Annotated in this window: 22 protein-coding genes; 14 read left to right on the forward strand and 8 right to left on the reverse strand. The window is 31.9% G+C overall.

The genetic code is table 11. The features are described from left to right. The first annotated feature begins 157 nt into the window (after window positions 1-157). Both BM053_RS00230 and BM053_RS00235 read left to right on the forward strand, forming a co-directional pair. Window positions 158-1,186 carry a GyrI-like domain-containing protein gene (locus tag BM053_RS00230; protein WP_091472587.1) on the forward strand — a complete coding sequence of 343 codons (1,029 nt, stop codon included), beginning with the start codon at window positions 158-160 and terminating at the stop codon, window positions 1,184-1,186. A 40-nt stretch (window positions 1,187-1,226) separates the two neighbouring features. Then, window positions 1,227-1,925 (forward strand): Lcl C-terminal domain-containing protein, encoded by a 699-nt coding sequence (locus tag BM053_RS00235; protein WP_091472590.1) that lies wholly within the window; start codon window positions 1,227-1,229, stop codon window positions 1,923-1,925. Window positions 1,926-2,056: 131 nt separating this feature from the next. Here BM053_RS00235 and BM053_RS00240 read toward each other — a convergent pair whose 3' ends face one another. Genes BM053_RS00240 through BM053_RS00250 form a run of 3 tightly spaced genes read right to left on the reverse strand, consistent with a single transcriptional unit; the run spans window position 2,057 to window position 4,027 of the window. After that, the gene (locus tag BM053_RS00240) at window positions 2,057-2,767 is read right to left on the reverse strand and encodes a tRNA threonylcarbamoyladenosine dehydratase (protein WP_091472593.1); all 711 of its coding nucleotides are present in this window, start codon (window positions 2,765-2,767) and stop codon (window positions 2,057-2,059) included. Window positions 2,768-2,774: 7 nt separating this feature from the next. Further along, complete coding sequence (locus tag BM053_RS00245; protein WP_091472595.1) at window positions 2,775-3,428, reverse strand: TatD family hydrolase; 654 nt, start codon at window positions 3,426-3,428, stop codon at window positions 2,775-2,777. Next, window positions 3,428-4,027, reverse strand: a complete 600-nt coding sequence (locus tag BM053_RS00250) for a DUF1684 domain-containing protein (protein WP_091472597.1) — start codon at window positions 4,025-4,027, stop codon at window positions 3,428-3,430. Before BM053_RS00250 ends, BM053_RS00245 begins: the two co-directional genes overlap by 1 nt. Window positions 4,028-4,113: 86 nt before the next feature. Between BM053_RS00250 and BM053_RS00255 the strand changes: the two genes are divergently transcribed. From BM053_RS00255 to BM053_RS00300, 10 genes are all read left to right on the forward strand, one after another. Further along, window positions 4,114-5,358, forward strand: coding sequence for an MDR family MFS transporter (locus tag BM053_RS00255; RefSeq protein ID WP_091472599.1), 1,245 nt, complete (start codon window positions 4,114-4,116; stop codon window positions 5,356-5,358). Between the two features lie 65 nt (window positions 5,359-5,423). Beyond that, window positions 5,424-5,783 carry a BlaI/MecI/CopY family transcriptional regulator gene (locus BM053_RS00260; protein WP_091472602.1) on the forward strand — a complete coding sequence of 120 codons (360 nt, stop codon included), beginning with the start codon at window positions 5,424-5,426 and terminating at the stop codon, window positions 5,781-5,783. Between the two features lie 4 nt (window positions 5,784-5,787). Beyond that, on the forward strand, window positions 5,788-7,368 hold the full coding sequence (locus BM053_RS00265) for a M56 family metallopeptidase (protein WP_091472604.1): 1,581 nt from the start codon (window positions 5,788-5,790) through the stop codon (window positions 7,366-7,368). A 119-nt stretch (window positions 7,369-7,487) separates the two neighbouring features. Beyond that, window positions 7,488-7,904, forward strand: a complete 417-nt coding sequence (ruvX, locus tag BM053_RS00270; protein ID WP_091472606.1) for a Holliday junction resolvase RuvX — start codon at window positions 7,488-7,490, stop codon at window positions 7,902-7,904. 101 nt (window positions 7,905-8,005) lie between these two features. After that, window positions 8,006-9,496 carry a malate:quinone oxidoreductase gene (locus tag BM053_RS00275; protein WP_091472609.1) on the forward strand — a complete coding sequence of 497 codons (1,491 nt, stop codon included), beginning with the start codon at window positions 8,006-8,008 and terminating at the stop codon, window positions 9,494-9,496. Window positions 9,497-9,720: 224 nt separating this feature from the next. Then, complete coding sequence (def, locus tag BM053_RS00280) at window positions 9,721-10,305, forward strand: peptide deformylase (protein ID WP_091472612.1); 585 nt, start codon at window positions 9,721-9,723, stop codon at window positions 10,303-10,305. A 66-nt stretch (window positions 10,306-10,371) separates the two neighbouring features. Next, a complete protein-coding gene (locus tag BM053_RS00285) occupies window positions 10,372-10,911 on the forward strand; it encodes a DUF5606 family protein (protein WP_091472615.1) in 540 nt (179 codons plus the stop codon). Window positions 10,912-11,096: 185 nt separating this feature from the next. Continuing rightward, a complete protein-coding gene (gene mazG, locus BM053_RS00290) occupies window positions 11,097-11,870 on the forward strand; it encodes a nucleoside triphosphate pyrophosphohydrolase (RefSeq protein ID WP_091472618.1) in 774 nt (257 codons plus the stop codon). Between the two features lie 29 nt (window positions 11,871-11,899). Next, window positions 11,900-12,202, forward strand: a complete 303-nt coding sequence (locus BM053_RS00295; protein ID WP_091472622.1) for an antibiotic biosynthesis monooxygenase family protein — start codon at window positions 11,900-11,902, stop codon at window positions 12,200-12,202. A gap of 31 nt (window positions 12,203-12,233) precedes the next feature. Beyond that, window positions 12,234-12,902 carry a hypothetical protein gene (locus BM053_RS00300; protein WP_091472626.1) on the forward strand — a complete coding sequence of 223 codons (669 nt, stop codon included), beginning with the start codon at window positions 12,234-12,236 and terminating at the stop codon, window positions 12,900-12,902. 30 nt (window positions 12,903-12,932) lie between these two features. Here the strand turns inward: BM053_RS00300 and BM053_RS00305 are convergent, their stop codons facing one another. The 3 genes from BM053_RS00305 to BM053_RS00315 all read right to left on the reverse strand — a co-directional run bounded on the left by BM053_RS00305 (window position 12,933) and on the right by BM053_RS00315 (window position 18,185). Beyond that, complete coding sequence (locus BM053_RS00305; protein ID WP_091472627.1) at window positions 12,933-13,427, reverse strand: DUF4199 domain-containing protein; 495 nt, start codon at window positions 13,425-13,427, stop codon at window positions 12,933-12,935. 40 nt (window positions 13,428-13,467) lie between these two features. Then, entirely contained in the window at window positions 13,468-16,071 is a 2,604-nt protein-coding gene (gene clpB, locus BM053_RS00310; RefSeq protein ID WP_091472630.1) for an ATP-dependent chaperone ClpB, read from the reverse strand. Window positions 16,072-16,307: 236 nt separating this feature from the next. Then, entirely contained in the window at window positions 16,308-18,185 is a 1,878-nt protein-coding gene (locus tag BM053_RS00315; RefSeq protein WP_091472633.1) for a DUF349 domain-containing protein, read from the reverse strand. A 151-nt stretch (window positions 18,186-18,336) separates the two neighbouring features. Here BM053_RS00315 and BM053_RS00320 point away from each other — a divergent pair, with 151 nt between their 5' ends. Then, window positions 18,337-18,999 carry a thiamine diphosphokinase gene (locus BM053_RS00320; RefSeq protein ID WP_091472637.1) on the forward strand — a complete coding sequence of 221 codons (663 nt, stop codon included), beginning with the start codon at window positions 18,337-18,339 and terminating at the stop codon, window positions 18,997-18,999. Window positions 19,000-19,076: 77 nt separating this feature from the next. After that, window positions 19,077-20,021 (forward strand): 23S rRNA (adenine(1618)-N(6))-methyltransferase RlmF, encoded by a 945-nt coding sequence (rlmF, locus tag BM053_RS00325; RefSeq protein WP_091472639.1) that lies wholly within the window; start codon window positions 19,077-19,079, stop codon window positions 20,019-20,021. A 1-nt stretch (window position 20,022) separates the two neighbouring features. Here rlmF and BM053_RS00330 read toward each other — a convergent pair whose 3' ends face one another. Both BM053_RS00330 and BM053_RS00335 read right to left on the reverse strand, forming a co-directional pair. After that, window positions 20,023-20,760, reverse strand: coding sequence for a shikimate dehydrogenase family protein (locus tag BM053_RS00330; protein ID WP_091472642.1), 738 nt, complete (start codon window positions 20,758-20,760; stop codon window positions 20,023-20,025). A 9-nt stretch (window positions 20,761-20,769) separates the two neighbouring features. Next, window positions 20,770-22,164: a tetratricopeptide repeat protein gene (locus tag BM053_RS00335; RefSeq protein ID WP_091472644.1), complete on the reverse strand. Its 1,395-nt coding sequence runs from the start codon at window positions 22,162-22,164 to the stop codon at window positions 20,770-20,772. Window positions 22,165-22,307 lie beyond the last annotated feature (143 nt).

Raw genomic sequence — 22,307 nt, forward strand, 5'->3', positions numbered from 1 at the left:
CAAACAGTATTACAAAGGCAGTTTGTGGATATTGGTTGGGTTTATATTATTTATTAGTTTTTTATTTATAATTAAATCATTAATGAAAGAATAGTTAAAATCTGACATTTTTTGAATATTTTTTTATATTTTTAACAAAAATTTTATTCATTCCTACATGAAAATTGCAAAATATATTTTCTTGTTGCTTTTATTAATTTCCATTACAATCTCTGTTTTTGTTGCCACAAAAGACGGGAATTATACGGTCACGAAAAGCAAACAAATAGATGTTTCTAAAGAAATAGTTTTTAATTATGTATCAGATTCTAAAAACTGGGAAACTATAAATCCTTGGAAAAGAGAAAATACAAAAGTAAAATCTATTCAGAAAATTGATGGAGAAACCATTTTGCAAAACATTATTATAAATGAAGTTCCTGCCGAACTGAAGCTTACTTTCAAAGATACTTTATCTAAAAAAACAATAGTTACTTGGACCACCTGCGGGAAATTGAGTTTTAAAGATAAATTTTTAAGTATTATAAACCGTGGGACTCACAATAATTTTGCTGAAAAATTCGAGAATGGACTGACAATCTTAAATACTATTCTTACTACCGAAATTAATACTTTTTCTGTAAAAGTTGATGGTTTTGTAAATCGTGACACCGTTTTTTATATACAACGAGTTATGAGTTGCAAAGTAGAGGAATTGCCTGCAAAAATTAAAAACATTCTTCCCAAACTTAATGAGTTGCTGAAAATTACAAATACGCCTAGCAATGGAGCACCATTTATTGTTTATCATTCGGTAGATAGTTTGGCAAATAAAATCGTTGTTTCTGTTGCGATTCCGACTAAGCATAAAGTTTTCACATCGGCGGGAAGTGATATTCACACAGGACAAACCAATCCTTTTCAGGCAGTAAAAGCAACCCTTACGGGAAATTACCTTCACAAAAAAGAGGCTTTAACCCAAATATATGACTTTATGTCTAAAAACAAATTAGAGCGAAGTGATCGTAATAAAATTTTCGAAATTATACCTATAAATAACTCAACCGAAAAATCGGCAGCAAAATGGGTTACCGAAATTTATATTCCTGTAAGACCCATAAAAATTGCTATAAGAGTGGAACCTGTAAAAAAAGATACTGTAAATACTGTTATTGAAAGTAATATTAAGAATTCTTCGAATCCTTAAATTGTAACAATTTTTAAATACCCTAAATAATAGCTCCTAGATGAATAAACTAAAAATTTTAATGTTTTTTTTTATAAGCTTTATCCTGTCTTGTACTGACAACGATGATAAAAAAATCATTAATGATACTCCCGCAGAAGTAACTCTTCAACAAAGATTAGATAATGGAGAAACTCCATATCAAATATATTTAAGTAATAACTCTTTATTAAATTCATTATATGGTCTACATTATCAAGGTGGAATTATTTTTTATTTGAATACATCAAATGGTACAGGATTGATTTCCTCTGAAATAAATCAATCCTATCAAGGCTCTGAAGTAATGCATTGGGGCTGTGAAACTTTAGATATCTCAGCTTCAGAAAACTCATCAATTGGCTTTGGACAAGCAAATACTTCAGCTGTTGTAACTAATTGCTCACAACTTGATACTGCCGCTAGTGTTTGTGATTTTTTAATATTAAATGGTTATTCCGACTGGTATCTACCAAGTAAAGATGAATTAAATCTAATGTACCAAAATCTAGATCTGAATGGCTTTGGAGATTTTAAAAACAATACTACTGTACATATAGGGAGTTCAATATATTTTTCTGCATACTACTGGTCGTCAACTCAATCATCAACAGATATAGATAAAGCATGGGTTCAAAGTTTTGAAAATGGCTTACAGCTTGACTTTGAAGTTGGTTTTAAAAGCTTTTACCATATGGTTAGAGCTGTTAGAAATTTCTAATAAAAACTGCAAATCTGCTAAGAGTATAATTTTTTAGAACTGTTTTGTGAATGTCTCTGACTTCACAACCACAAAAAAATAGACACTGTGATATCGAAGACAATCACAGAGCCGTTTAAAATTGTATTTTTTTACTTCAACAAATATCTAATTACAGTTTCTGCAGCATGTAGCCCGAAAAGTCCTGGCATATAACTATTTGTACCGTAAAATGATTTTTTGTAATTAGAACCATCAGTCATTTTTAGGCTGGTTTCATCTTGTATTTCTGACGAAGAAACTACTTTAAGTTTATCGATTTTTACCGCTTTTAATCTTTTTCTGATAGTTTTTGCCAACATACAATTTGTAGCTTGGGTAATGCAAGAAACTTTTACTTTTGCAGCTTCCATTTTTCCACCAGCGCCCATTGATGAAATTATTTTTACACGTTTGCGCTTGGCTGCAATAATCAAATTTAGTTTTGGCGTAACACTATCTATACAGTCTAGAACATAATCGAACTCATCAGTAACAATTTCGAAAGCTCTTTCTGGAGAAAGAAATTCCTGAACTCTGGTTAGTTTTAATTCAGGATTTATATCCATCAATCTATCACCAACAATAGTTATTTTTGGTTGCCCAACTGTAGAATGTAAAGCTGGCAACTGACGGTTTATATTGGTAATATCGACGACATCACCATCTACAATGGTCATTTTTCCTACGCCAGCACGAACTAAAAATTCGGCTGCAAATGAACCTACACCACCTAATCCTACAACTAAAACATTTGCATTTTGTAATTTATTTAAACCTTCTTTTTTAAATAAAAGTTCTGCTCTTTCTGTCCATTCTGCCATAATATATTTATTTTTTTATTTGAAAAACCGTTTCAAAATTATTTGTAACTAGTTCCTGTAATTCCGAAACTTTAATGTTTTTGTATTTTGCTGCTAATTCGTACACTTCTTCCAGAGTTTCCTCGATTGTATCTGTTTCTAAGAAAAATTTATCGTTAGGAACTGATTTAAAAATGGCTTCTAATTCTGGATTTAGCAATAAATATTTCCCAAACGAAAGATAAAATCCGTTGTCTAAAAGTGATTTTGATATTGGCAAATTTTTAGAAAATCCGTGAATAATCATTGGAACATCAACTTTCAATCGTTTTTTTATTTCAATAATTTCCTGATAAGCCGAAACGCAATGCAAAATTACAGGTTTTTTATATTTTATGGCTAATCTTAATTGCTTTTCGAAGACTTGCGTCTGAATTTCCATCGAAATTTCAATTCTTTTATCTAATCCACATTCCCCAAGAGCCAAACAATTTTGCAGTTGTAATTTTTCTTCAATAATTTGCAAATCGGCTTCTACCCTACTTTCATTAATATACCAAGGATGAATTCCTATAGAATAAAACGGAATTTTATCATCAAATTCTTGTGGATATTGATTGACAATTTCCAACACGTTTGCGTCATTAGTAAATTTGTGTGTATGTAAATTGATGAATTGCATTAGTCGTGAAACTTTTTTACACCTGCCAAAATCTCAATTTTCAAATCATTTTCTAGAGGAACAATTGGACAAGAATATTTGTGATTGTAGGCACAATACGGATTGTACGCTTTGTTAAAATCGATAATTACAGTTTCCGATTTTGGAAAGCGCATATCGATATATCTTCCGCCAAGATAACTTTCCTTGCCACAAGTTAAATCTGAAAATGGTAAGAATAAATAATCTTCGTATCCTTCTTTTTTAGATAAATCGATGTTTTGATAAACATTTAATTTAAAGTTTTTACCATCAATAATAAATGATAATTCTCCGTATTTTATATATTTAGGAAGCCTTGTTGTCGATGTTTTCATTTCGAAAACTTTCTCGTTTTGAGTTCTTACGAACTTTGCTTCGATAGTAAATTTTTCATTTATCGGATAAAAATCTAATGTTTTAAAAACCTTGAAATCTTCTTCCGTAAGTGGACTTTCAGTTTTATTAGCATATTCTTTATTCAAATTATTTTGAAAATCTTGAGAAGTTTCTGCTTTTTTCTCTTGAGCAGAAGAAATTGCAAAAAACAGAATAGTAATAATTGAGAAATATTTTTTCATTGGAAGAATTTTATGCAAAAATAGTTTAAAAGTTGCAAAGCTACAAAGTTGCAATTTTGTAACTTTGAAAATTATACTTCCAATTTATGTTTCAAAAAATTTTTAGCCGCTACATTGATAATTTCAGAGGATTTTCGAGAGAGATTTGGATACTCACGTTAATTACTTTTATTAATAGAGCTGGAACAATGGTTTTACCATTTTTGTCTAAATATTTACACGAAGATTTGCATTTTTCGTTATCAAAAGTTGGAACAATTATGGTCTTTTTCGGAGCAGGTTCGATGCTTGGTTCTTGGCTTGGTGGAAAATTATCCGATAAAATGGGTTTTTATCGAATAATGCTTTTTAGTCTTTTTACAAGCGGAATATTACTCATTTGTTTACAATATATTAAAAGTTTTGAAGGATTGTGTGTGGGAATGTTTCTAATTATGGTGGTTTCTGATATGTTTAGGCCAGCAATGTTTGTTTCTATTGCAGCTTATTCTAAACCAGAAAACAGAACAAAGTCACTAACTTTAGTACGACTTGCTATCAATCTTGGTTTTGCTGCTGGACCAGCAATTGGCGGATTAATTATTGTTAGTTTGGGCTATCAAAGTTTATTTTGGATAGACGGATTAACCTGTATTTTAGCCATATTAATATTTTGGCTTATGGTAAAAGAAAAGAAAAAATCTACTTATTTAGACAAAGAACATCCGGGAGAAGTGCTAACCCAATCGGTTTTTAGAGATAAAATATTTTGGATATTTCTAACTTCTACACTAATCGTAGGAGTTATGTTTTTTCAACTTTTCAATACCATTCAAATTTATCATAAACATCAGTTTGGTCTTACTGAATTTCAAACAGGATTATTACTTACTTTCAACGGAGTTTTAGTGTTTTTTATTGAAATGCCTTTGGTAAATTACATTGAAAGAAAGAAAATTGATAAAATAAAAGTAATCACATTTGGTTGTTTTCTAATGGCAATTAGCTTGTTTTTACTACTCATAAACACATGGGCAGGAATTTTATTAATTATGATGTTATTTATGACATTTGCCGAGATGTTTTCGTTTCCTTTTTCGAACGGATTTGCAATGAGTCGAGCGCCCAAACACCAACAAGGAAGATATATGGCGATTTTTACGATGACCTATAGTTTCGCTCAAATATTAAGTCCAAAAATCGGGTTTTCAATAGTTGAAAAATATAGCTATCAGGCCAACTGGTTTTTCATGGGAACCTTAGGATTAATTGGCACACTTTTAGGAATTTGGGTTTATAAATTGGTTCAAAGTGAAAGTAAATCACATGTGATAAACTTAAAAAATAGTTAAATAACTATAAAAATAGTTGTGTAACTAAAAAAACAGTTGTAAGTTTGGTGTGTAAAATATCGAACATGCAAAAACTAACTAATAAAGAAGAAGAAGTAATGCACATTTTATGGAAGCTAAAAAAAGCTTTTGTAAAAGAAGTATTAGCAGAAATTACTGAAGAAAAGCCTCATTATAACACACTTTCAACCATTATAAGAAACTTAGAAGAAAAAGGATTTGTGTCTTATAATGCTTACGGAAACACACATCAATATTTTCCTGTTATAAGTATTGAAGACTACAGAAAACGTTTTATGAATACTGCAATAGACAACTATTTTGACAGTTCATACAAGAATATGGTTTCATTTTTTGCTGAAGAAAACAAAATATCTGCCGACGAATTACGTGAAATATTAGCTATTATCGAACAAAAAAAGTAATATTATGGAGGCCATTTTTATTTACTTATTAAAAGCAAACTTACTAATTGACATTTTTTATTTGGCCTATTATTTTTTGGTTCAAAAAGAAACATTTTTCAATAGTAACCGTTGGTTTTTGTTATCGGGCTTATTCACATCAGTATTAATTCCGTTATTTTTTATAAAAAAAATAGTAATTATTGAAGCTCCAAAATTAATTGCAACAAATTTACCATCAATAAAAAACACCAACATTAATACTGTAATTGATAAGTCAATAGATTGGTACAACATATTACTAGTTATTTACATTTTGATTTCAATCATTTTGATATTAAAAATAACTTCCGAATTAGTTTCATTTTTCAGCTTAATAAAAAACAAAAAAATAACTGTAAACAAACCATTTGCAATGGTTGATATCGATGAAAATATAAATCCATTTTCGTTCTTTAAGTACATTGTTTTCAATTCAACAAAATACTCCAATTCAGAATTAGAAAATATATTAAATCACGAAAAAGTACATAGTAAAGAGAAACATTCGTTAGATGTTTTAATCGCAAAAGTATTTTGTACTCTTTTTTGGTTCAATCCATTTGTTTGGTTGTACAAAAAAGCCATAATTCAAAACCTAGAATATATTGCTGACCAAAAAGCAATAAAAAATATTGAAGATAAAAAAGCGTATCAAATGACGCTTTTAAAAGTAGTTACTGATCACAACTGCTTGTCGATTACCAACTCATTTTATCAATCATTAATCAAAAAACGAATTGTTATGTTAAACAAAAATCAATCAAAACAGAAAAACGTTTGGAAATACGCTCTCGTAATTCCAGCATTAATTGCCTTTGTAATTTTCTTTCAGGTAAAAGTTATTGCACAAGAAAAAATAACACATCATAAAGATAGATCTTCAGGCACAAAACAAGTCTCAGAAATGACTTGGACGAAAGATACTCCAGATGATGAAATTAAAACCGATGTTCAGTCAATGAAAAAAATCGGTGTTGAAGTTAATTATTCTGATCTTAAAAGAAATTCTCAAGGTGAAATTACAGCCATTAAAATTGCATTCAAAGATAAAAGTGGTAAAACAGGTAGTTTACTATATTCTGGTGACACACCAATTAAACCAATTGTCTTACGTAAAGAAATAGACGCAAATGACAATACTAAAGTTAGTTTAGGTGAATTAGCCGAACTGGACAATTTAAATCAAGAATTGTCAATTCCTGAACCGCCTACTCCACCAACACCACCAACTCCGCCAATAACAAAAATGGTAAATATGCCTAAACCACCTACTCCGCCTACTTTTCCTACACCACCAAATGTAAAGGCTCCAAATGATCCTAATGATAAAAAAGCATGGCGAAAATTTGAAGAAAAAATGGAAAAGTTTGAACAAGCTTGGAATACTGAAGAGATAAAAGAATATGAAAATAATATGAAAGCTTACGAAAAAGAAATGGAAGCCTACGAGCCAGATATGACTGCTTTTGAAAAAGAAATGGAAAAATTTGAATCTAAAATGGAAAAATTCGAAGAAGAAATGGAAGCTTATCAAGAGAGAATTCATAAATCTCATAAAGATTAAATTTCTCAAAAAAGAGATAATTAAGAATTGAATGAAGTAATGAGTATTAAAATAATTTTTATTTTAATACTCATTAATATTTTAAACAAATCTGTAAATAAACTATTTTTGTAAAAAAAATGCCAAGAATTCTCGCCATCGATTACGGACAAAAACGCACAGGAATCGCCATTACCGACGAAATGCAAATCATCGCGTCAGGACTTACTACAATTGCTTCAGAAACATCGATAGCATTTCTAAAAGACTATTTTGCTAAAGAAAAAGTAGAAAAAGTACTCATAGGTGAACCTAAACAAATGAACGGCGAACCATCACAAAGCACCGAAATTATTGAAGGTTTTGTTACCAAATTCAAAAAGAATTTTCCTGATATGGCAATAGAAAGAGTCGATGAACGTTTTACATCAAAAATGGCATTTCAAACCATGATAGATAGCGGACTCAAAAAGAAACAACGTCAAAACAAAGCATTAGTCGACGAGATTTCAGCAACCATAATGCTTCAGGATTATTTAACTCGTAAAATGTTTTAGAAAAATCAATGGCAATAGCAAAAGTCAATGTCAAAAATCAATTTCAATAAAAAAGTACATTCGAGTAATTCGTAATTCATAATTCGTAATTTATATTTTTAATGGCCAGACAAAAAATAGAATCCGATATTGTTCTAATTGGTGCAGGAATCATGAGTGCTACACTAGGATTGTTGCTCAAAGAGTTAAACCCAAAACTAAAAATAGAAATATTTGAACGTTTAGATATTGCTGCTGCCGAAAGTTCTGACGCTTGGAACAACGCAGGAACTGGTCACGCCGCTTTTTGCGAACTAAACTACACTCCAGAACTCGAAGACGGAACTATAGAAACTAAAAAGGCTGTAAAAATATCGGAAGCATTTGAAGTTTCTCGTCAACTTTGGACATATCTTGTCGAAAAAGGATTACTTCAAAATCCAGAAAACTTTATCAAAAGTGTGCCACACATGAGTTTTGTTTGGGGCGACGAAAATGTCGATTATCTAAGAAAAAGATTCGAAGCTCTGCAACAATTTCATCTGTTTAAAACTATGGAATTCTCCGATAATATCGAAAAAATCAAAGAATGGGCGCCGCTTGTTATGGAAAACAGAAACAGCAAAGACAAAATTGCTGCCACATCGATAAAGTTGGGAACTGATGTCAATTTTGGTACATTAACCAGAAATATATTCAAGTATTTAGAATCATTAGAAGGCGTTACAATGCATTTTCATCATGATGTTTATGATTTAAAAAAGCGTGATGATGGTCGTTGGAGAATAAAAGTAAAAGATATTACAACTGGCGAAAAGAAAAAAATATACACACCATTTGTATTTATTGGTGCTGGTGGTGGCTCGTTATTATTGTTAGAAAAAGCTAATATTCCAGAAGGAGAAGGCTTTGGCGGTTTCCCAGTAAGCGGACAATGGCTAAAATGTACCAATCCAGATGTCATAAAAAAGCACAGTGCAAAAGTGTACGGAAAAGCATCGGTTGGCGCGCCACCTATGTCCGTTCCTCATATTGATACTCGCATGATTGATGGCAAAAAAGCGTTGTTATTTGGACCTTATGCCGGATTTTCGACAAAATTTTTAAAAAATGGTTCTTATTTTGATTTGATAAAATCGATAGAATTTAGCAATATAAAACCAATGCTTGGTGCTGGAGCAAAAAATATTCCGCTCACAAAATACCTTATTGAACAAGTCATTCAATCTTCAGACGACAGACTAAAAGCACTAAAAGAATATGTTCCTTCTGCTAAAAAAGAAGATTGGGTTCTCGAAAACGCAGGACAACGTGTTCAGGTTATTAAAAAAGACAAAGACGGTCATGGAGTTCTCGAATTTGGTACCGAAGTCGTTACAGCTCATGATGGTTCGTTAGCGGTTTTACTTGGTGCTTCGCCGGGCGCATCAACAGCGGCTCAAATCATGATAGATTTAATTACGAAATGTTTCCCAGAAGAAGTAAAAACAACACTTTGGCAAACTAAACTCAAAGAAATGATTCCTTCGTACGGACAATCATTAAACGAAAATCCTGTTTTGTGTGACCAAATTAGAGCAAAAACAAACGAAGTTCTAAAATTGAAAGTTTAGTTTAAAAAAATAGAATTCTACACCATACATTTAACACAAATTACACTAATTTACACAGATTAAAAATCTAGCTTAAATGAACTTATATGCCTTTTATGGTTCAAAAAAACATTTAAAAATCATAATGATTTGTGAAAATTCGTGAAATTTGTGTTTTATTCTGTTAAGTTTTATGACTATCATTTTAAATTATTTACTTTTGCACTTTATATAATACATTAAGAATGATTTTACCAATTGTAGGTTACGGTGACCCCGTTTTACGTAAAGTATGCGAGGAGATTACCAAAGATTACACTAATTTAGAAGAAACCATTGCAACGATGTACGAAACGATGTACAATGCTTGCGGTGTGGGATTGGCTGCGCCACAAGTTGGGCTTCCCATTCGTTTGTTTATTGTAGATACAGATCCGTTTAGCGATAGCGACGATATTTCTAAAGAAGAAGCAGAAACATTAAAAGGTTTCAAAAAAACTTTCATTAATGCAAAAATGCTTAAGGAAGAAGGTGAATTATGGAGTTTTAACGAAGGTTGCCTTAGTATTCCTGATGTTCGTGAAGATGTTTACCGAAATCCAAATATCACAATTGAATATTACGACGAGAACTTTAACAAGAAAACCGAAGAATATAACGGATTGATTGCTAGAGTTATTCAGCACGAATACGATCATATTGAAGGGATTTTGTTTACCGATAAAATTTCGGTATTCAAGAAGCAACTCATCAAAAAGAAATTACAAAATATCATGGAAGGCAAAGCACATCCTGATTATAGAATGAAATTAGTAACAAAAAAAAGATAGGTTTTAATAAATAATTTATTAATTTCGATTTTTACAAATTAACGATTCAACGATTAAATAATAAAAATGAATTTAGAAAAAATATTAGCGATTTCTGGAAAACCAGGATTATACTCTCTAAAAGTGCAAACAAGAACTGGTTTTGTTGCCGAATCTTTTATCGACGGAAAAAGAATAACAGTAGGTTTACGTAGTAACGTAAGTTTATTATCGGAAGTTTCGATGTACACTACTAGCGACGAAAAGCCGTTGGTTGATGTAATGAGAAACATTGCTAAAAAAGAAAATAACGGACCAACACCAGCTTTTAAAGATGATAAAGCACAATTATCAGCTTATTTCTTAGAAGTTCTTCCAGATTACGATCAAGAAAGAGTGTATGCTTCAGATATTAAAAAAGTATTAAACTGGTACAATATTTTGCAAGCTAGAGGATTAGTTTCTTCTGAAGAATCTGCTGCAACTGAAGAAAAATCAGAAAAAGTAGTCGTTTCTACCGAAGCTAAACCAGCAAAAACACCTAAAACAGTTGCTCCTAAAAATGCAGGAATGGCTGCTGCCAAAAAAGCTCCAGCACAAAAAGCGACGAAGTCAACAAAGAAATAAGTTGATTTTTAACATAATTATAAGTCCTGCATTTGAGTTTCATTTGCAGGATTTGTTATTTTTACAGAAAATGATTATTTCAGTAATATTGTTGGTTGTTCAAAATTTAAAATTCGTTATTCACAATTCAACCTTTTTAAATTTTGAACAACGAATTTCGAACAACGAATTTTGAATTAAAAAATATGAATAACCGCCAACAACAACTCGACGCTTTCAATCGATTACTCGATGTAATGGACGAATTGCGTGAAAAATGCCCTTGGGACAAGAAGCAAACCATACAAACTTTACGTCATTTAACTATCGAAGAAACCTATGAGTTGGGTGATGCTATTTTAGACAATGACCTAAACGAAGTTAAAAATGAGTTGGGAGATTTGTTGTTGCATATTGTTTTTTATGCCAAAATAGGAAGCGAAACCAATAGTTTTGATATGGGTGATGTTGCCAATGATATTTGCGAAAAACTCATACACCGCCATCCACACATTTATGGAGATGTTGTAGTTGCTGATGAAGAAGAAGTAAAACGAAATTGGGAAAAACTAAAGCTAAAAGAAGGAAAAAAATCAGTTCTGGAAGGTGTTCCCAAAAGTTTGCCTGCATTAGTTAAAGCTTCAAGAATTCAAGATAAAGTAAAAGGAGTTGGTTTCGATTGGGAAGAACTGCATCAGGTTTGGGATAAAGTACAAGAGGAATTACAAGAATTACAGGTTGAAGTCGAAGCTGGAAATCAAGACAAAATGGAGTCAGAATTTGGCGATGTTTTATTTTCTATGATAAATTATGCTCGTTTTCTGAACATTAATCCAGAAGATGCTTTAGAAAGAACCAATAAAAAATTTATAAAACGTTTTCAGTATTTAGAAAGTAAAGCTGGTGAATTAGGAAAAAATTTATCTGAAATGACATTGGCCGAAATGGATATTTTCTGGGAAGAAGCAAAGAAATTGTAGGTTTTACATTGATATTGATTTTTAAAATTATGAAACCACCATATTACGCAGTAATTTTTACATCAGTAAAAACTGAAAACCTAGAAGGTTATAACGAAATGGCTGAACTAATGGAATCATTAGCTAAAAAGCAAGATGGTTTTTTAGGTGTCGAATCGGCTAGTAATGAAATTGGCATTACAGTTTCTTACTGGAAAGATTTAGAATCGATAAAAAAATGGAAACAAAACACGGCCCATTTAGAAGCTCAGAAAAAAGGCATCAATTCTTGGTACAAATCCTATACGACAAGAATAGCTTTGGTAGAAAGAGAATATAGTTTTGAGCTTTAATAATTGGAATAATTTTTGATAAATAAATGTAATGAAGTTATTTTATGTATTCGTTTTTGGTATTATTTTCTCTGCAAATAGTTTTGCTCAGGAAGGTTCTTCTATTCCGTCTACTGGAATTCCTAGAGTTGATATGACTATTCCGAACACTTCAAATACAACACCACAATATTCTATCTCGAAACCATTTGAAATCACAAAATTTAAAAAACCTTCTAAAATTTACGATGCTCCGCAGATAGAAAAACCGAACAAATTTAACGCGCCAATAAGTGATTTGAATCCTGGAAAAATGCTTGCTGATAAGCTAAATAAAAACGCTAAAATTAAAGGCGGAGAAGAAAATGGTGATTCAAAATTATATCGAAGAGATATGTTTTTGGGAGATTTTAAAACCAAAGCTGAAGTTGTTGGTATTTTTTATCGAGATTTTGGTTTGGTTGATGGCGATTTAATCAGAATTTCTGTCAACGATAAAATTGTAATTTATGAAATTTATTTAGGTGCCGATTTTAAACAATTAGATTTAAAACTAGAAAAAGGTATTAATAAAATAGATTTTGAAGCTTTAAATCAAGGATATTCTGGTCCTAACACTGCCGAATTTAAAATATTTGATGAGAAATCGACACTAATTTCAGAAAATCAATGGAATTTAGGTACAGGTTTCAAAGCCACAGTTCTTGTAGTAAAAGAGTAGCATACTTTTCAGTATGCTACTCAAATAAAATTATTTTTTCTTCAAAATAAATGCTCCAATTAGTGAAACTAAAATTCCTATTGGAAGAATTTCCATGTATGTCAATAGAATAATCATTACCGGACTTTTGTACCATTCCTTCATCTGATTCATTTCGGCAGTTTTTGAAGCAATTTCTTCAGGTTTGGTATTTTTCAAAACCATAGCACTATATTGATCTATAAAATCTGGAAAGAAATTATAGTAAACAATTAACCAAACAATTACGTAAATTGTAGAAATCGTTAACGAAATTAATAATCCCGTTACAAATGCTTTTCCAAATGAAATTACACCATTATTAGCTTCACGTTGCTGTTTTATCCCAAGTATTACAAAGATAAAAGCTAAAAACATACTTGCAAATCCTATGACCATACTTGGTTCGCATTCTGGATTAGCTTTCATATAAAAAGTCATTCCCAACATGACGATACTTACAACTATTCCTCCTAAAAGCCCATTTTTGATGATACTATTTTTCATATAAGTGTTTTTAGTTATTCACTCAAATATAATGAAAAATTTATTTCACCAATTCACTTTGATTTCTAAAAACCAATTTTTCATCAAAAGCATCTAACAAAATAATGCTATCGGTAGCTATAGTTCCTGCTAAAATTTCTTTCGATAATTGGTTCAAAACATCACGTTGGATCACTCTTTTTACTGGTCTAGCCCCAAATTGCGGATCGTATCCTTTTTCAGATAAATATTTGATAGCTTCTGGAGTTGCATCCATAGTAATTCCTTGTATCGCAAGCATTTTAGTAACCGATTTGAGCTGCAAACCTACAATTTGAGCAATATTAGCATTGGTAAGTGGCGTAAACATTACAATTTCATCAATACGATTAATAAATTCTGGACGAACTGTTTGTTTTAATAAACCTAGAACTTCTACTTTTGCGGCTTCAGTTGCAGCTTCGACACTTCCTTTTAAATTTTCGAATTTATCCTGAATTATTTGGCTTCCCATATTAGAAGTCATGATGATAATCGTGTTTTTAAAATCAGCCAAACGTCCTTTGTTGTCCGTCAAACGTCCTTCATCTAGAACTTGTAATAGAATATTAAAAGTATCAGGATGCGCCTTTTCAATTTCATCTAATAGAATTACTGAATATGGTTTTCTACGAACGGCTTCCGTAAGTTGACCTCCTTCGTCGTAACCCACATATCCTGGAGGTGCACCTACTAACCTACTCACGCTGTGGCGTTCTTGGTATTCGCTCATATCAATTCTGGTCATGGCGTTTTCATCGTCGAATAAATATTCGGCCAAGGCTTTTGCTAATTCGGTTTTTCCCACACCAGTTGTTCCTAGGAAAAGAAAAGTTCCAACAGGTTTTTTCATATCCTGCAAACCAGCACGACTTCTGCGAACTGCATCACTTACGGCTTCTATTGCTTCTTCTTGCCCTACTACCCTTTTGTGCAATTCTTCTTCGAGATGCAATAATTTTTCGCGTTCGCCTTGTAACATTTTCATCACAGGAATTCCTGTCCATTTGGCAACTACTTCGGCAATATCTTCTCTGGTTACTTCTTCTTTTATTAATGAAACTCCTGATTGGTTTTCAATTAATTGTTTTTGTAAAACGTCTAATCGTTCTTGCGCTTCTTTTATTTTTCCGTAACGAATTTCGGCAACTTTTCCGTAATCTCCATCACGTTCGGCACGTTCGGCTTCGTATTTGAAATCTTCAATTTCTGTTTTTATGGTTTGAATAGTATCAACCACATCTTTTTCAGATTTCCATTTGGCATAAATTTCATTTCTTTCTTCTTTGAGATTAGCCAAATCCATTCCTAAAATTTTGAGTTTACTCTCGTCTTTTTCTCTTTTAATGGCTTCAATTTCAATTTCGAGCTGCATAATTTTACGATCCAAAACATCGAGTTCTTCTGGTTTAGAGTTAATTTCCATTCGCAATTTTGAAGCAGCTTCGTCCATTAAATCGATAGCTTTGTCTGGCAAAAAGCGATTGGTAATATAACGTTGTGATAATTCGACTGCAGCAATAATGGCTTCATCTTTTATCTGAACTTTATGGTGTGTTTCGTATTTTTCTTTGATACCGCGTAAAATAGAAATCGCACTTTCGGTATCTGGTTCTTCAACCATAATTTTCTGAAAACGACGTTCGAGTGCTTTGTCTTTTTCGAAATATTTTTGATATTCGTCGAGCGTTGTTGCTCCAATAGCACGCAATTCACCTCGAGCCAAAGCCGGTTTCAGAATATTTGCAGCGTCCATAGCACCTTCGCCTCCGCCAGCTCCAACAAGAGTATGAATTTCATCAATAAAAAGGACAATATCTCCTTCAGCTGCCGTAACTTCTTTTACAACAGATTTTAGACGTTCTTCAAATTCACCTTTGTATTTTGCTCCAGCGATTAATGCACCCATATCTAGCGAAAAGACTATTTTATCTTTCAAGTTATCAGGAACATCACCGTCTACAATTCGATGCGCTAAACCTTCAGCAATGGCGGTTTTACCAACACCAGGTTCCCCAACAAGCATAGGATTATTCTTAGTTCTTCTCGTTAGAATTTGCAAAACACGGCGAATTTCTTCATCACGACCAATAACAGGATCAAGTTTTCCGTTTTTAGCTAATTCGTTTAAGTTTTTAGCATATTTATTTAAAGAATTATAGGTTTCTTCGGCAGATGCAGAGGTTACTCTTTCTCCTTTTCGAAGTTCTTCGATGGCGGCCTTCAATCCTTTTTCGGTAACACCTTGGTCTTTTAAAATTTGTGCTACTTTACTTTTTGATGCAAAAATGGCTAATATTAAATGTTCGATGGAAACAAATTCGTCGTTCATTTTTTTTGCAATGATTTCCGCTTCGTTTAATGTTGTATTTGCTGTTCTAGAAAGCATAATTTCTCCTCCAGAAACTTTCGGAAAGCTCTGAATTGTACTGTCTAAAATTTGTTCGAACAACGGAACATTTACATTTAGTTTTTTCAAAATAAATGGGGCAACATTTTCATCAACTTCAAAAATAGCCTTAAAAATGTGTTCGTTTTCTATTTGTTGCTGTCCGAAGCTTTGCGCCAATTGTTGCGCCGCTTGAATGGCTTCTTGCGATTTGATTGTAAATTTATTAATGTTCATATTATTTAGATTTGTTGTTTGCCTTAAATAGTTTAATTTATTATAACGTAATCGTCAATTGTTATTCCAATGCAAAAAACAGGACAAAACGTCTGAAAATCAGTATTTAATAGCGCCAAAATGGCTTAAAACATGACGAAATGTATGTTTTAATTGATGGTAATCAAAAATAAAAAAAGCACAAAATCCTTAATGAACTTTGTGCTTTTATTTGTGTGCTTTGTGGTTAAAAAAAACTACATCTGTCTTATTTGTTTCAGTTTTTCTTTCCAAGTGGCTAATTCTTCTTTTTGATGTTCTATGTTTTTCATTACTTCCAGAACCATCGGGTTGTCTTTCTTAGCTTTAGCAAAAAACTGAATGTTATTTTCTAATTGAAAAATTTCGTTCTGAACTTCTTCTACTTTTCTAATCAAGAAAATTTTCTCGTTGTCAATTTTTCTAGTATCGTTAGACTCTGATAAACTATCCATTCTATTGCTAAAACGCATCATATCAGTATCTTTTTTGCTCAAACTTAGTTTTTCGAAAAGAACATCTAATATTTTATTAAATTTTCCTTCAATATGACGTCTTGCAAAAGGTACTTTTCCTATGTTTTTCCAAGCTTCGATATGAGATTTTATCGCATCAAGATCCGTTTTGTGTTCCCCAACTAGCTCAAATGATTTTAGTGTTTCTAAGTATTCTTTTTTCTTTTCGAAAGCAGCGACTTCAACTTCTTCATGTTCATTTTTCTCGGCATGTAATCTGTCAAAATAATGATTACAAGCTTCTTTAAACTCCTTCCAAACCGAATCTGAATACTTTTTTGGTACATGCCCTATTTGTTTCCATTCCTCTTGAATTTTTTTCATAATAGGAGTCGAAACGTTAAAATCGGCACTTTCTTGCAATTCTTTAGCACGAGCCACCAAAGCATTTTTCTTGTCAAGATTTGTATTTTGGTCTTTTTTTATGTCTTTATAAAATGAGTTTTTGTGCACATTAAAATTACGAACTGCAGTTTTAAAATCGCTCCAAATCTGTTCATTTACTTCAGTAGGGACTTTTCCTGCGCTAAAAAAACTAGCACGCAAAGCTTCTATTTTTTCAACTTGACCTTGCCAACCTGAATGAACAGCAATTTTTTCGGTAGCAATCGCTTCAATAGCAGCAATTATTTCTTTTTTCTTTGCTAAATTTTCAACTTCAGAACCTCTTTGTTGTGCAAAAATAAGTTCTCGTTTGTCGTGCATTTGCTTGGTTAATTCACTAAAAGCTGCCCAAATTTCCTCACGATTCTCTCTAGAAACAGGTCCAATATCTTCTTTCCAGATTTTGTGTAACGATTGTAATTCTCTAAAAGCCTTCATTACATCAGCTTCATTTACAAGTTCTTGCGCACGAGTAATGATTTTAAGTTTTGCTTCAAGATTGTGTTTGAAATCTATATCACGAGCTTCTCGGTCTAAATGCAAATAATCGTAAAAATTTTCAACATGAAAATGAAAATTATTCCAAACATGGTTGTATTTGTCTTTAGGAATTGCTCCAGCAGTTTTCCAACGTTCTCTTAAATCATTAAATTGTTTGAGATTGTCTTTTATGTTTTCGCCAGGATTAATCAATGATTTTAGCTCTTCGATTAATGCCAAACGTGTTTGTAAATTCGATTTTAAATCAGATTCTAAACTCTTAAAATGTGTGTTTTTCTTACTTCTGAAATTGCTGTATAACGAATCGAATTTTGATTTTAAAGGAAAATGATATTCAAATTCTTCTGTCGAATCTGGATTTTCATGAATGAATTCTTCCTTTTTTTCTTCGATAAAATGGTTGTATTTTGATAGGAAAACTGATTTTATTTCTTCGATATGGTTTTTTACAGCCATAATTTTGTCTGAAACCACAAGATTTTCTAGCTCAAGAACTAGATTTTCCATGTCCATTGCTTCATAATTTAGCATCGGAATATCGTGACTTTCGCCAACAGTTGCGTCTTCACTAACTTCAGCGTTCAAGTTTTCGATTGTTTCAATCGCTTCATTTTTAGAATCTTGAACTTCTGTTTGTGATTCTAATACTTCATTTCCATCTACCACAGGTAGGTTATCGTGTTGCTCTTCTTGCATGGTGCAGAATATTTACAGTTATTATAACGCCGAAGGTACTAAAAACGTATGAAAACAGAAAGAATTTTATTTAAAAATAAAAAAATAGTAAGGGAATTTCGGCTAGGATTTTTTTAGCTTTTTCATACATTTACAGCAAATTACAAAGTAAATGTCATCACATCACATCGTTCGAGACGACCAAGAACCTGCATTAATCATTGCAAACGGCGCAGCTTGCAGTTCCGAATTATTAGGACAATTATTAGAATGGTCACCACTTGTCATCGTTTTAGATTCGGCAATAGAACGCGTTTTAGAATTAGGAATTAAAGTTGATGTTTTACTGGGAGATTTCGATCGTGGTTTTGACCCAGAATATTATAAAGACCAACAATTTCCGCTCGAAATAATCTATGCTCCAGATCAAAATAAAACCGATCTCGAAAAAGCATTTGATTATCTTATAGAAAGAAAAATCCCAATGGTAAATGTTGTTTGGGCGACAGGAAAAAGAGCTGACCACACCATTACGAACCTAACAAATATTGTTCGTTACCGAAATGCATTGAAAATTGTTATTATAGACGACCATTCAAAAATATTTTTATTGCCTGCTAAATTCGAAAAATGGTACACGGCAAGCACCCCAATTTCACTAATCCCAATAGGTATAGTTTCTGGAATTAATTCTAAAAATTTATTTTACCCGTTAGAAAACGACACCTTAACAATTGGGTATAGAACTGGAAGTAGCAATCATGTTGCTGAAGACGGAATTGTAACTATCGAACACCAAAAAGGCGATTTACTTATGATGGAATGTTTAGATTAAACGCTAAAAAATCTTTGTAAAATAGTCTTATTCGAATTTCATTTTTTACAACTATCTTTGCAACCGAAATTAAGAGTATGAAAGCGAAAATAGTTCCTGAAAAAATAAATCTGCATCCCAGAAATCTGCATAAATTTGGATATGATTTTGAAATATTAATAACATCTTTTCCTGAATTAAAAAAGCATGTTTTTACAAATGAGTACGATACTCAAACCATCGATTTTAGCAATCCAGATGCTGTAAAAGCGTTAAATAATGCCTTATTAATATCCGATTATAACATTCAGAATTGGGATATTCCGCAAGATTATCTTTGTCCGCCCATTCCTGGAAGAGCCGATTATATTCATTATATAGCCGATTTATTAGCATCTACAAACAACGAAATAATTCCTGAAGGCGAAAATGTAGTAGGTTTAGATATAGGAATTGGTGCCAATTGCATTTATCCAATAATTGGAAATTCAGTTTATGATTGGAGTTTTGTTGGTACTGATATTGATGAAAATGCCATTCAAAATTGCAAAAAAATCATCGAAAAAAATCCAAAATTAATTGATGCTATAAGTTTGCAACAACAAGTAGAATCTAGATTTATATTCAAAAATATTATCCTGCCAGAAGATAAGTTTGCTTTTACAATTTGTAATCCGCCGTTTCATAATTCGGCAGCAGAAGCTACAAAATCATCTATCAGAAAAGTAAATAACTTGCAAGAAATCCGAACCAAAAACCCAGTATTGAATTTTGGTGGACAAAATGCCGAATTATGGTGTGATGGTGGCGAAATAGGATTTATTACTCAAATGATTTACGAAAGTGCAAAATATCCAATGCAAGTTTTGTGGTTTACGACATTAGTATCCAAAAAAGAAAATTTACCTAGTATTTACAAGACTTTAAATAAAGTTTCGGCTGTCGAAATAAAAACAATCGATATGGCACAAGGTCAGAAAACTAGCCGAATCGTAGCTTGGACATTTTTGAGTGAAGTGCAACAAGATGCTTGGAAATTTTAAACTATTCATTCCAAATTTCCCAAGCTTTTTCTGCCTGAAAAACTAGCATATCATAACCATTTTTTATAATTGCTCCATGACTTTCTGCTTTTTTAAGAAATTCTGTTTTTTCAGGATTGTAAATCAAGTCGAAAGCAATGTGTTTTGAAGTAAAATATTGATACGGAATATCAGGAAATAATTCCGTTTTTGGAGAGGTTCCCAACGGAGTACAATTGATGATGATTTGATAATCATCAAAAGTTTTTGCATTTATCTGATCGTAAGTAATCGTGTTTTCTTTTTCGTGACGTGATACAAAAACACTTTCAATATTTAATTTTTTCAAACCGAAAGCAACCGCTTTTGCAGCACCACCAGTTCCTAAAATTAAAGCTTTTTTGTGATGTGTTTTTAGTAACGATTCAAGGGACTTATTAAAACCAAAAAAATCTGTATTATCGCCAAATAATTTGCCGTTTGGAGAAATTCTAATCGTATTTACTGCGCCAATTTCTTTAGCGTTTTCTGACAATTCGTCTAGAAAAGAAATAATTGTTTCTTTGTATGGAATGGTAACGTTTAAACCAATTAAGTTTGGATTGTTCTGTAGAATTTCTGTAAATTCATCAATATTTTGAATATCGAAATTCTGGTAACTAAAGGCATCAGCTATTCCTTCTTTCTTGAATTTAGTTGTAAAATAATTTTGCGAAAAAGAATAGCTGATGTTTTTGCCGAGTAATCCTAGTTTTTTCATACTAAAAAATTACTTTTTATGTTTATCGATAATTTCCTGAACTTCTTTTCGTTCCCAAATTACTGGAAATAATTTTTCGATAATATTTCTTTTTTTGAAATTTTGACGCAAGCCATTACTTAAATGAAAAATCCCTTTTTCGTTTTCGTTTAGCATAAAGTACAAACCAGCCAAACGGTATTCAATTTCAAATTCCTCTGGAAAATGCTCACAAGCTAACAACAAGGTTTGAATACAAGCTTCAAATTCCCCTAGAAATTGTAAAGTATCTGTCCAAAGCAACCAAGTGTCTAATTGATAATCACCAAATTCTACTGCTTTTCTGTAACCATATTCAGCTTCTTCAAAAAGATTTATAGCTATGTTTATGCTTGCAAAACGCTTCCAATATAATTTATTTTCACCATCTATTTGTATGGCTTTGTTTACATAATACAATGCTTTTGGATAATTTTTTTTGCGGAAATAAAAATCGGTTATAGCTATCCAACCTTTGTCTAATAAGGGATCCTCGTGTACGGTTTGGTTGTAAAACTTAATGGCTTCTATTTCATTTCCTAATTTCTCGTAGCATTTTCCAATTCTTAATAATGCATAAGAAGTTGGATCATCTAGCTTAATGGTTTCGTTATAATTTTCGATGGCTTCTTCGTAACGTTTTAGGCGTTCGAGCGCTTTTGCTTTTTCCATATAAGCGCCTAGAAACTCATCGTCTATAACTGTCGCATAATCAAAAGCGACTAAAGCGGCTTCGTATTGTTTTAGTCCGTAATTTAATCTTCCTAACTGATGCCAAGCGATTTCGCTGTACGGATTGGTATCGATATATTTTGTAACATAATCGATGGCTTCTTGGTTTTGATCCAAAAATTCGAAGCAATAAACAACATTATACAAGCTAGATTGTTCTTCTGGGTCTTCTTCTAGACATAGAATAAAGTTTTCTTTTGCGAGTTCGAGATTGTCTAAAAACAGATATTCCATACCAATTAGGTTATAAACATCAGCCAAATCATCAGTATATTTTAAAGCTATTTTTAGGTATTCGACTGCTTTTTCGTGTTGGTCTCTTTTAGAACAAATATTGGCTCTTTGAATGTATATTTCTTCGTTTGTAGGTTCGATAGCATATAGTTCGTTCAGCATTTTTTCGGCAATGTCTAATTTGTCATCATAGACAAGCATTTCTACCTGAACGAGCTTTAATCCTGTCGATTTCGGGTGTTGTTCGAGTGCTAGTTTTAGGGCTTTTTTAGCCAAAGCAGGCTTCCCTATATCTAAATAATGGAGAATGATATCCTCGAATTCTTCTGAATCGAAAAACAAAATTTTATTTGTTTTTAGCATCGATTCAAATTTTGATAAGGATAAGTTATGATCGTCTTCTTCTTGGCTCAAGTACATGGCGTTTCGTTTTAAAATTATCCAAAATAAAAATAGAACTTATATCGTGAATGGTGTGCTTTTTTCTTTTTTGTTGTGAACAATTTAATTAACATTTTTCAACGGCAAAAAACAGTTTCAAAAATCACTGGCAATGGCAAAAA

It is taken from the genome of Flavobacterium swingsii (genome assembly GCF_900111965.1).
GTDB classification, from domain to species: Bacteria; Bacteroidota; Bacteroidia; order Flavobacteriales; family Flavobacteriaceae; genus Flavobacterium; species Flavobacterium swingsii.

What these genes read in the sequence shown, in the direction of transcription:
- BM053_RS00230 (WP_091472587.1), top strand. Translation starts at nt 158, where the DNA reads ATGAAAATTGCAAAATATATTTTCTTGTTGCTTTTATTAATTTCCATT.
- BM053_RS00235 (WP_091472590.1), top strand. Translation starts at nt 1,227, where the DNA reads ATGAATAAACTAAAAATTTTAATGTTTTTTTTTATAAGCTTTATCCTG.
- BM053_RS00240 (WP_091472593.1), bottom strand. Translation starts at nt 2,767, where the DNA reads ATGGCAGAATGGACAGAAAGAGCAGAACTTTTATTTAAAAAAGAAGGT.
- BM053_RS00245 (WP_091472595.1), bottom strand. Translation starts at nt 3,428, where the DNA reads ATGCAATTCATCAATTTACATACACACAAATTTACTAATGACGCAAAC.
- BM053_RS00250 (WP_091472597.1), bottom strand. Translation starts at nt 4,027, where the DNA reads ATGAAAAAATATTTCTCAATTATTACTATTCTGTTTTTTGCAATTTCT.
- BM053_RS00255 (WP_091472599.1), top strand. Translation starts at nt 4,114, where the DNA reads ATGTTTCAAAAAATTTTTAGCCGCTACATTGATAATTTCAGAGGATTT.
- BM053_RS00260 (WP_091472602.1), top strand. Translation starts at nt 5,424, where the DNA reads ATGCAAAAACTAACTAATAAAGAAGAAGAAGTAATGCACATTTTATGG.
- BM053_RS00265 (WP_091472604.1), top strand. Translation starts at nt 5,788, where the DNA reads ATGGAGGCCATTTTTATTTACTTATTAAAAGCAAACTTACTAATTGAC.
- ruvX (WP_091472606.1), top strand. Translation starts at nt 7,488, where the DNA reads ATGCCAAGAATTCTCGCCATCGATTACGGACAAAAACGCACAGGAATC.
- BM053_RS00275 (WP_091472609.1), top strand. Translation starts at nt 8,006, where the DNA reads ATGGCCAGACAAAAAATAGAATCCGATATTGTTCTAATTGGTGCAGGA.
- def (WP_091472612.1), top strand. Translation starts at nt 9,721, where the DNA reads ATGATTTTACCAATTGTAGGTTACGGTGACCCCGTTTTACGTAAAGTA.
- BM053_RS00285 (WP_091472615.1), top strand. Translation starts at nt 10,372, where the DNA reads ATGAATTTAGAAAAAATATTAGCGATTTCTGGAAAACCAGGATTATAC.
- mazG (WP_091472618.1), top strand. Translation starts at nt 11,097, where the DNA reads ATGAATAACCGCCAACAACAACTCGACGCTTTCAATCGATTACTCGAT.
- BM053_RS00295 (WP_091472622.1), top strand. Translation starts at nt 11,900, where the DNA reads ATGAAACCACCATATTACGCAGTAATTTTTACATCAGTAAAAACTGAA.
- BM053_RS00300 (WP_091472626.1), top strand. Translation starts at nt 12,234, where the DNA reads ATGAAGTTATTTTATGTATTCGTTTTTGGTATTATTTTCTCTGCAAAT.
- BM053_RS00305 (WP_091472627.1), bottom strand. Translation starts at nt 13,427, where the DNA reads ATGAAAAATAGTATCATCAAAAATGGGCTTTTAGGAGGAATAGTTGTA.
- clpB (WP_091472630.1), bottom strand. Translation starts at nt 16,071, where the DNA reads ATGAACATTAATAAATTTACAATCAAATCGCAAGAAGCCATTCAAGCG.
- BM053_RS00315 (WP_091472633.1), bottom strand. Translation starts at nt 18,185, where the DNA reads ATGCAAGAAGAGCAACACGATAACCTACCTGTGGTAGATGGAAATGAA.
- BM053_RS00320 (WP_091472637.1), top strand. Translation starts at nt 18,337, where the DNA reads ATGTCATCACATCACATCGTTCGAGACGACCAAGAACCTGCATTAATC.
- rlmF (WP_091472639.1), top strand. Translation starts at nt 19,077, where the DNA reads ATGAAAGCGAAAATAGTTCCTGAAAAAATAAATCTGCATCCCAGAAAT.
- BM053_RS00330 (WP_091472642.1), bottom strand. Translation starts at nt 20,760, where the DNA reads ATGAAAAAACTAGGATTACTCGGCAAAAACATCAGCTATTCTTTTTCG.
- BM053_RS00335 (WP_091472644.1), bottom strand. Translation starts at nt 22,164, where the DNA reads ATGTACTTGAGCCAAGAAGAAGACGATCATAACTTATCCTTATCAAAA.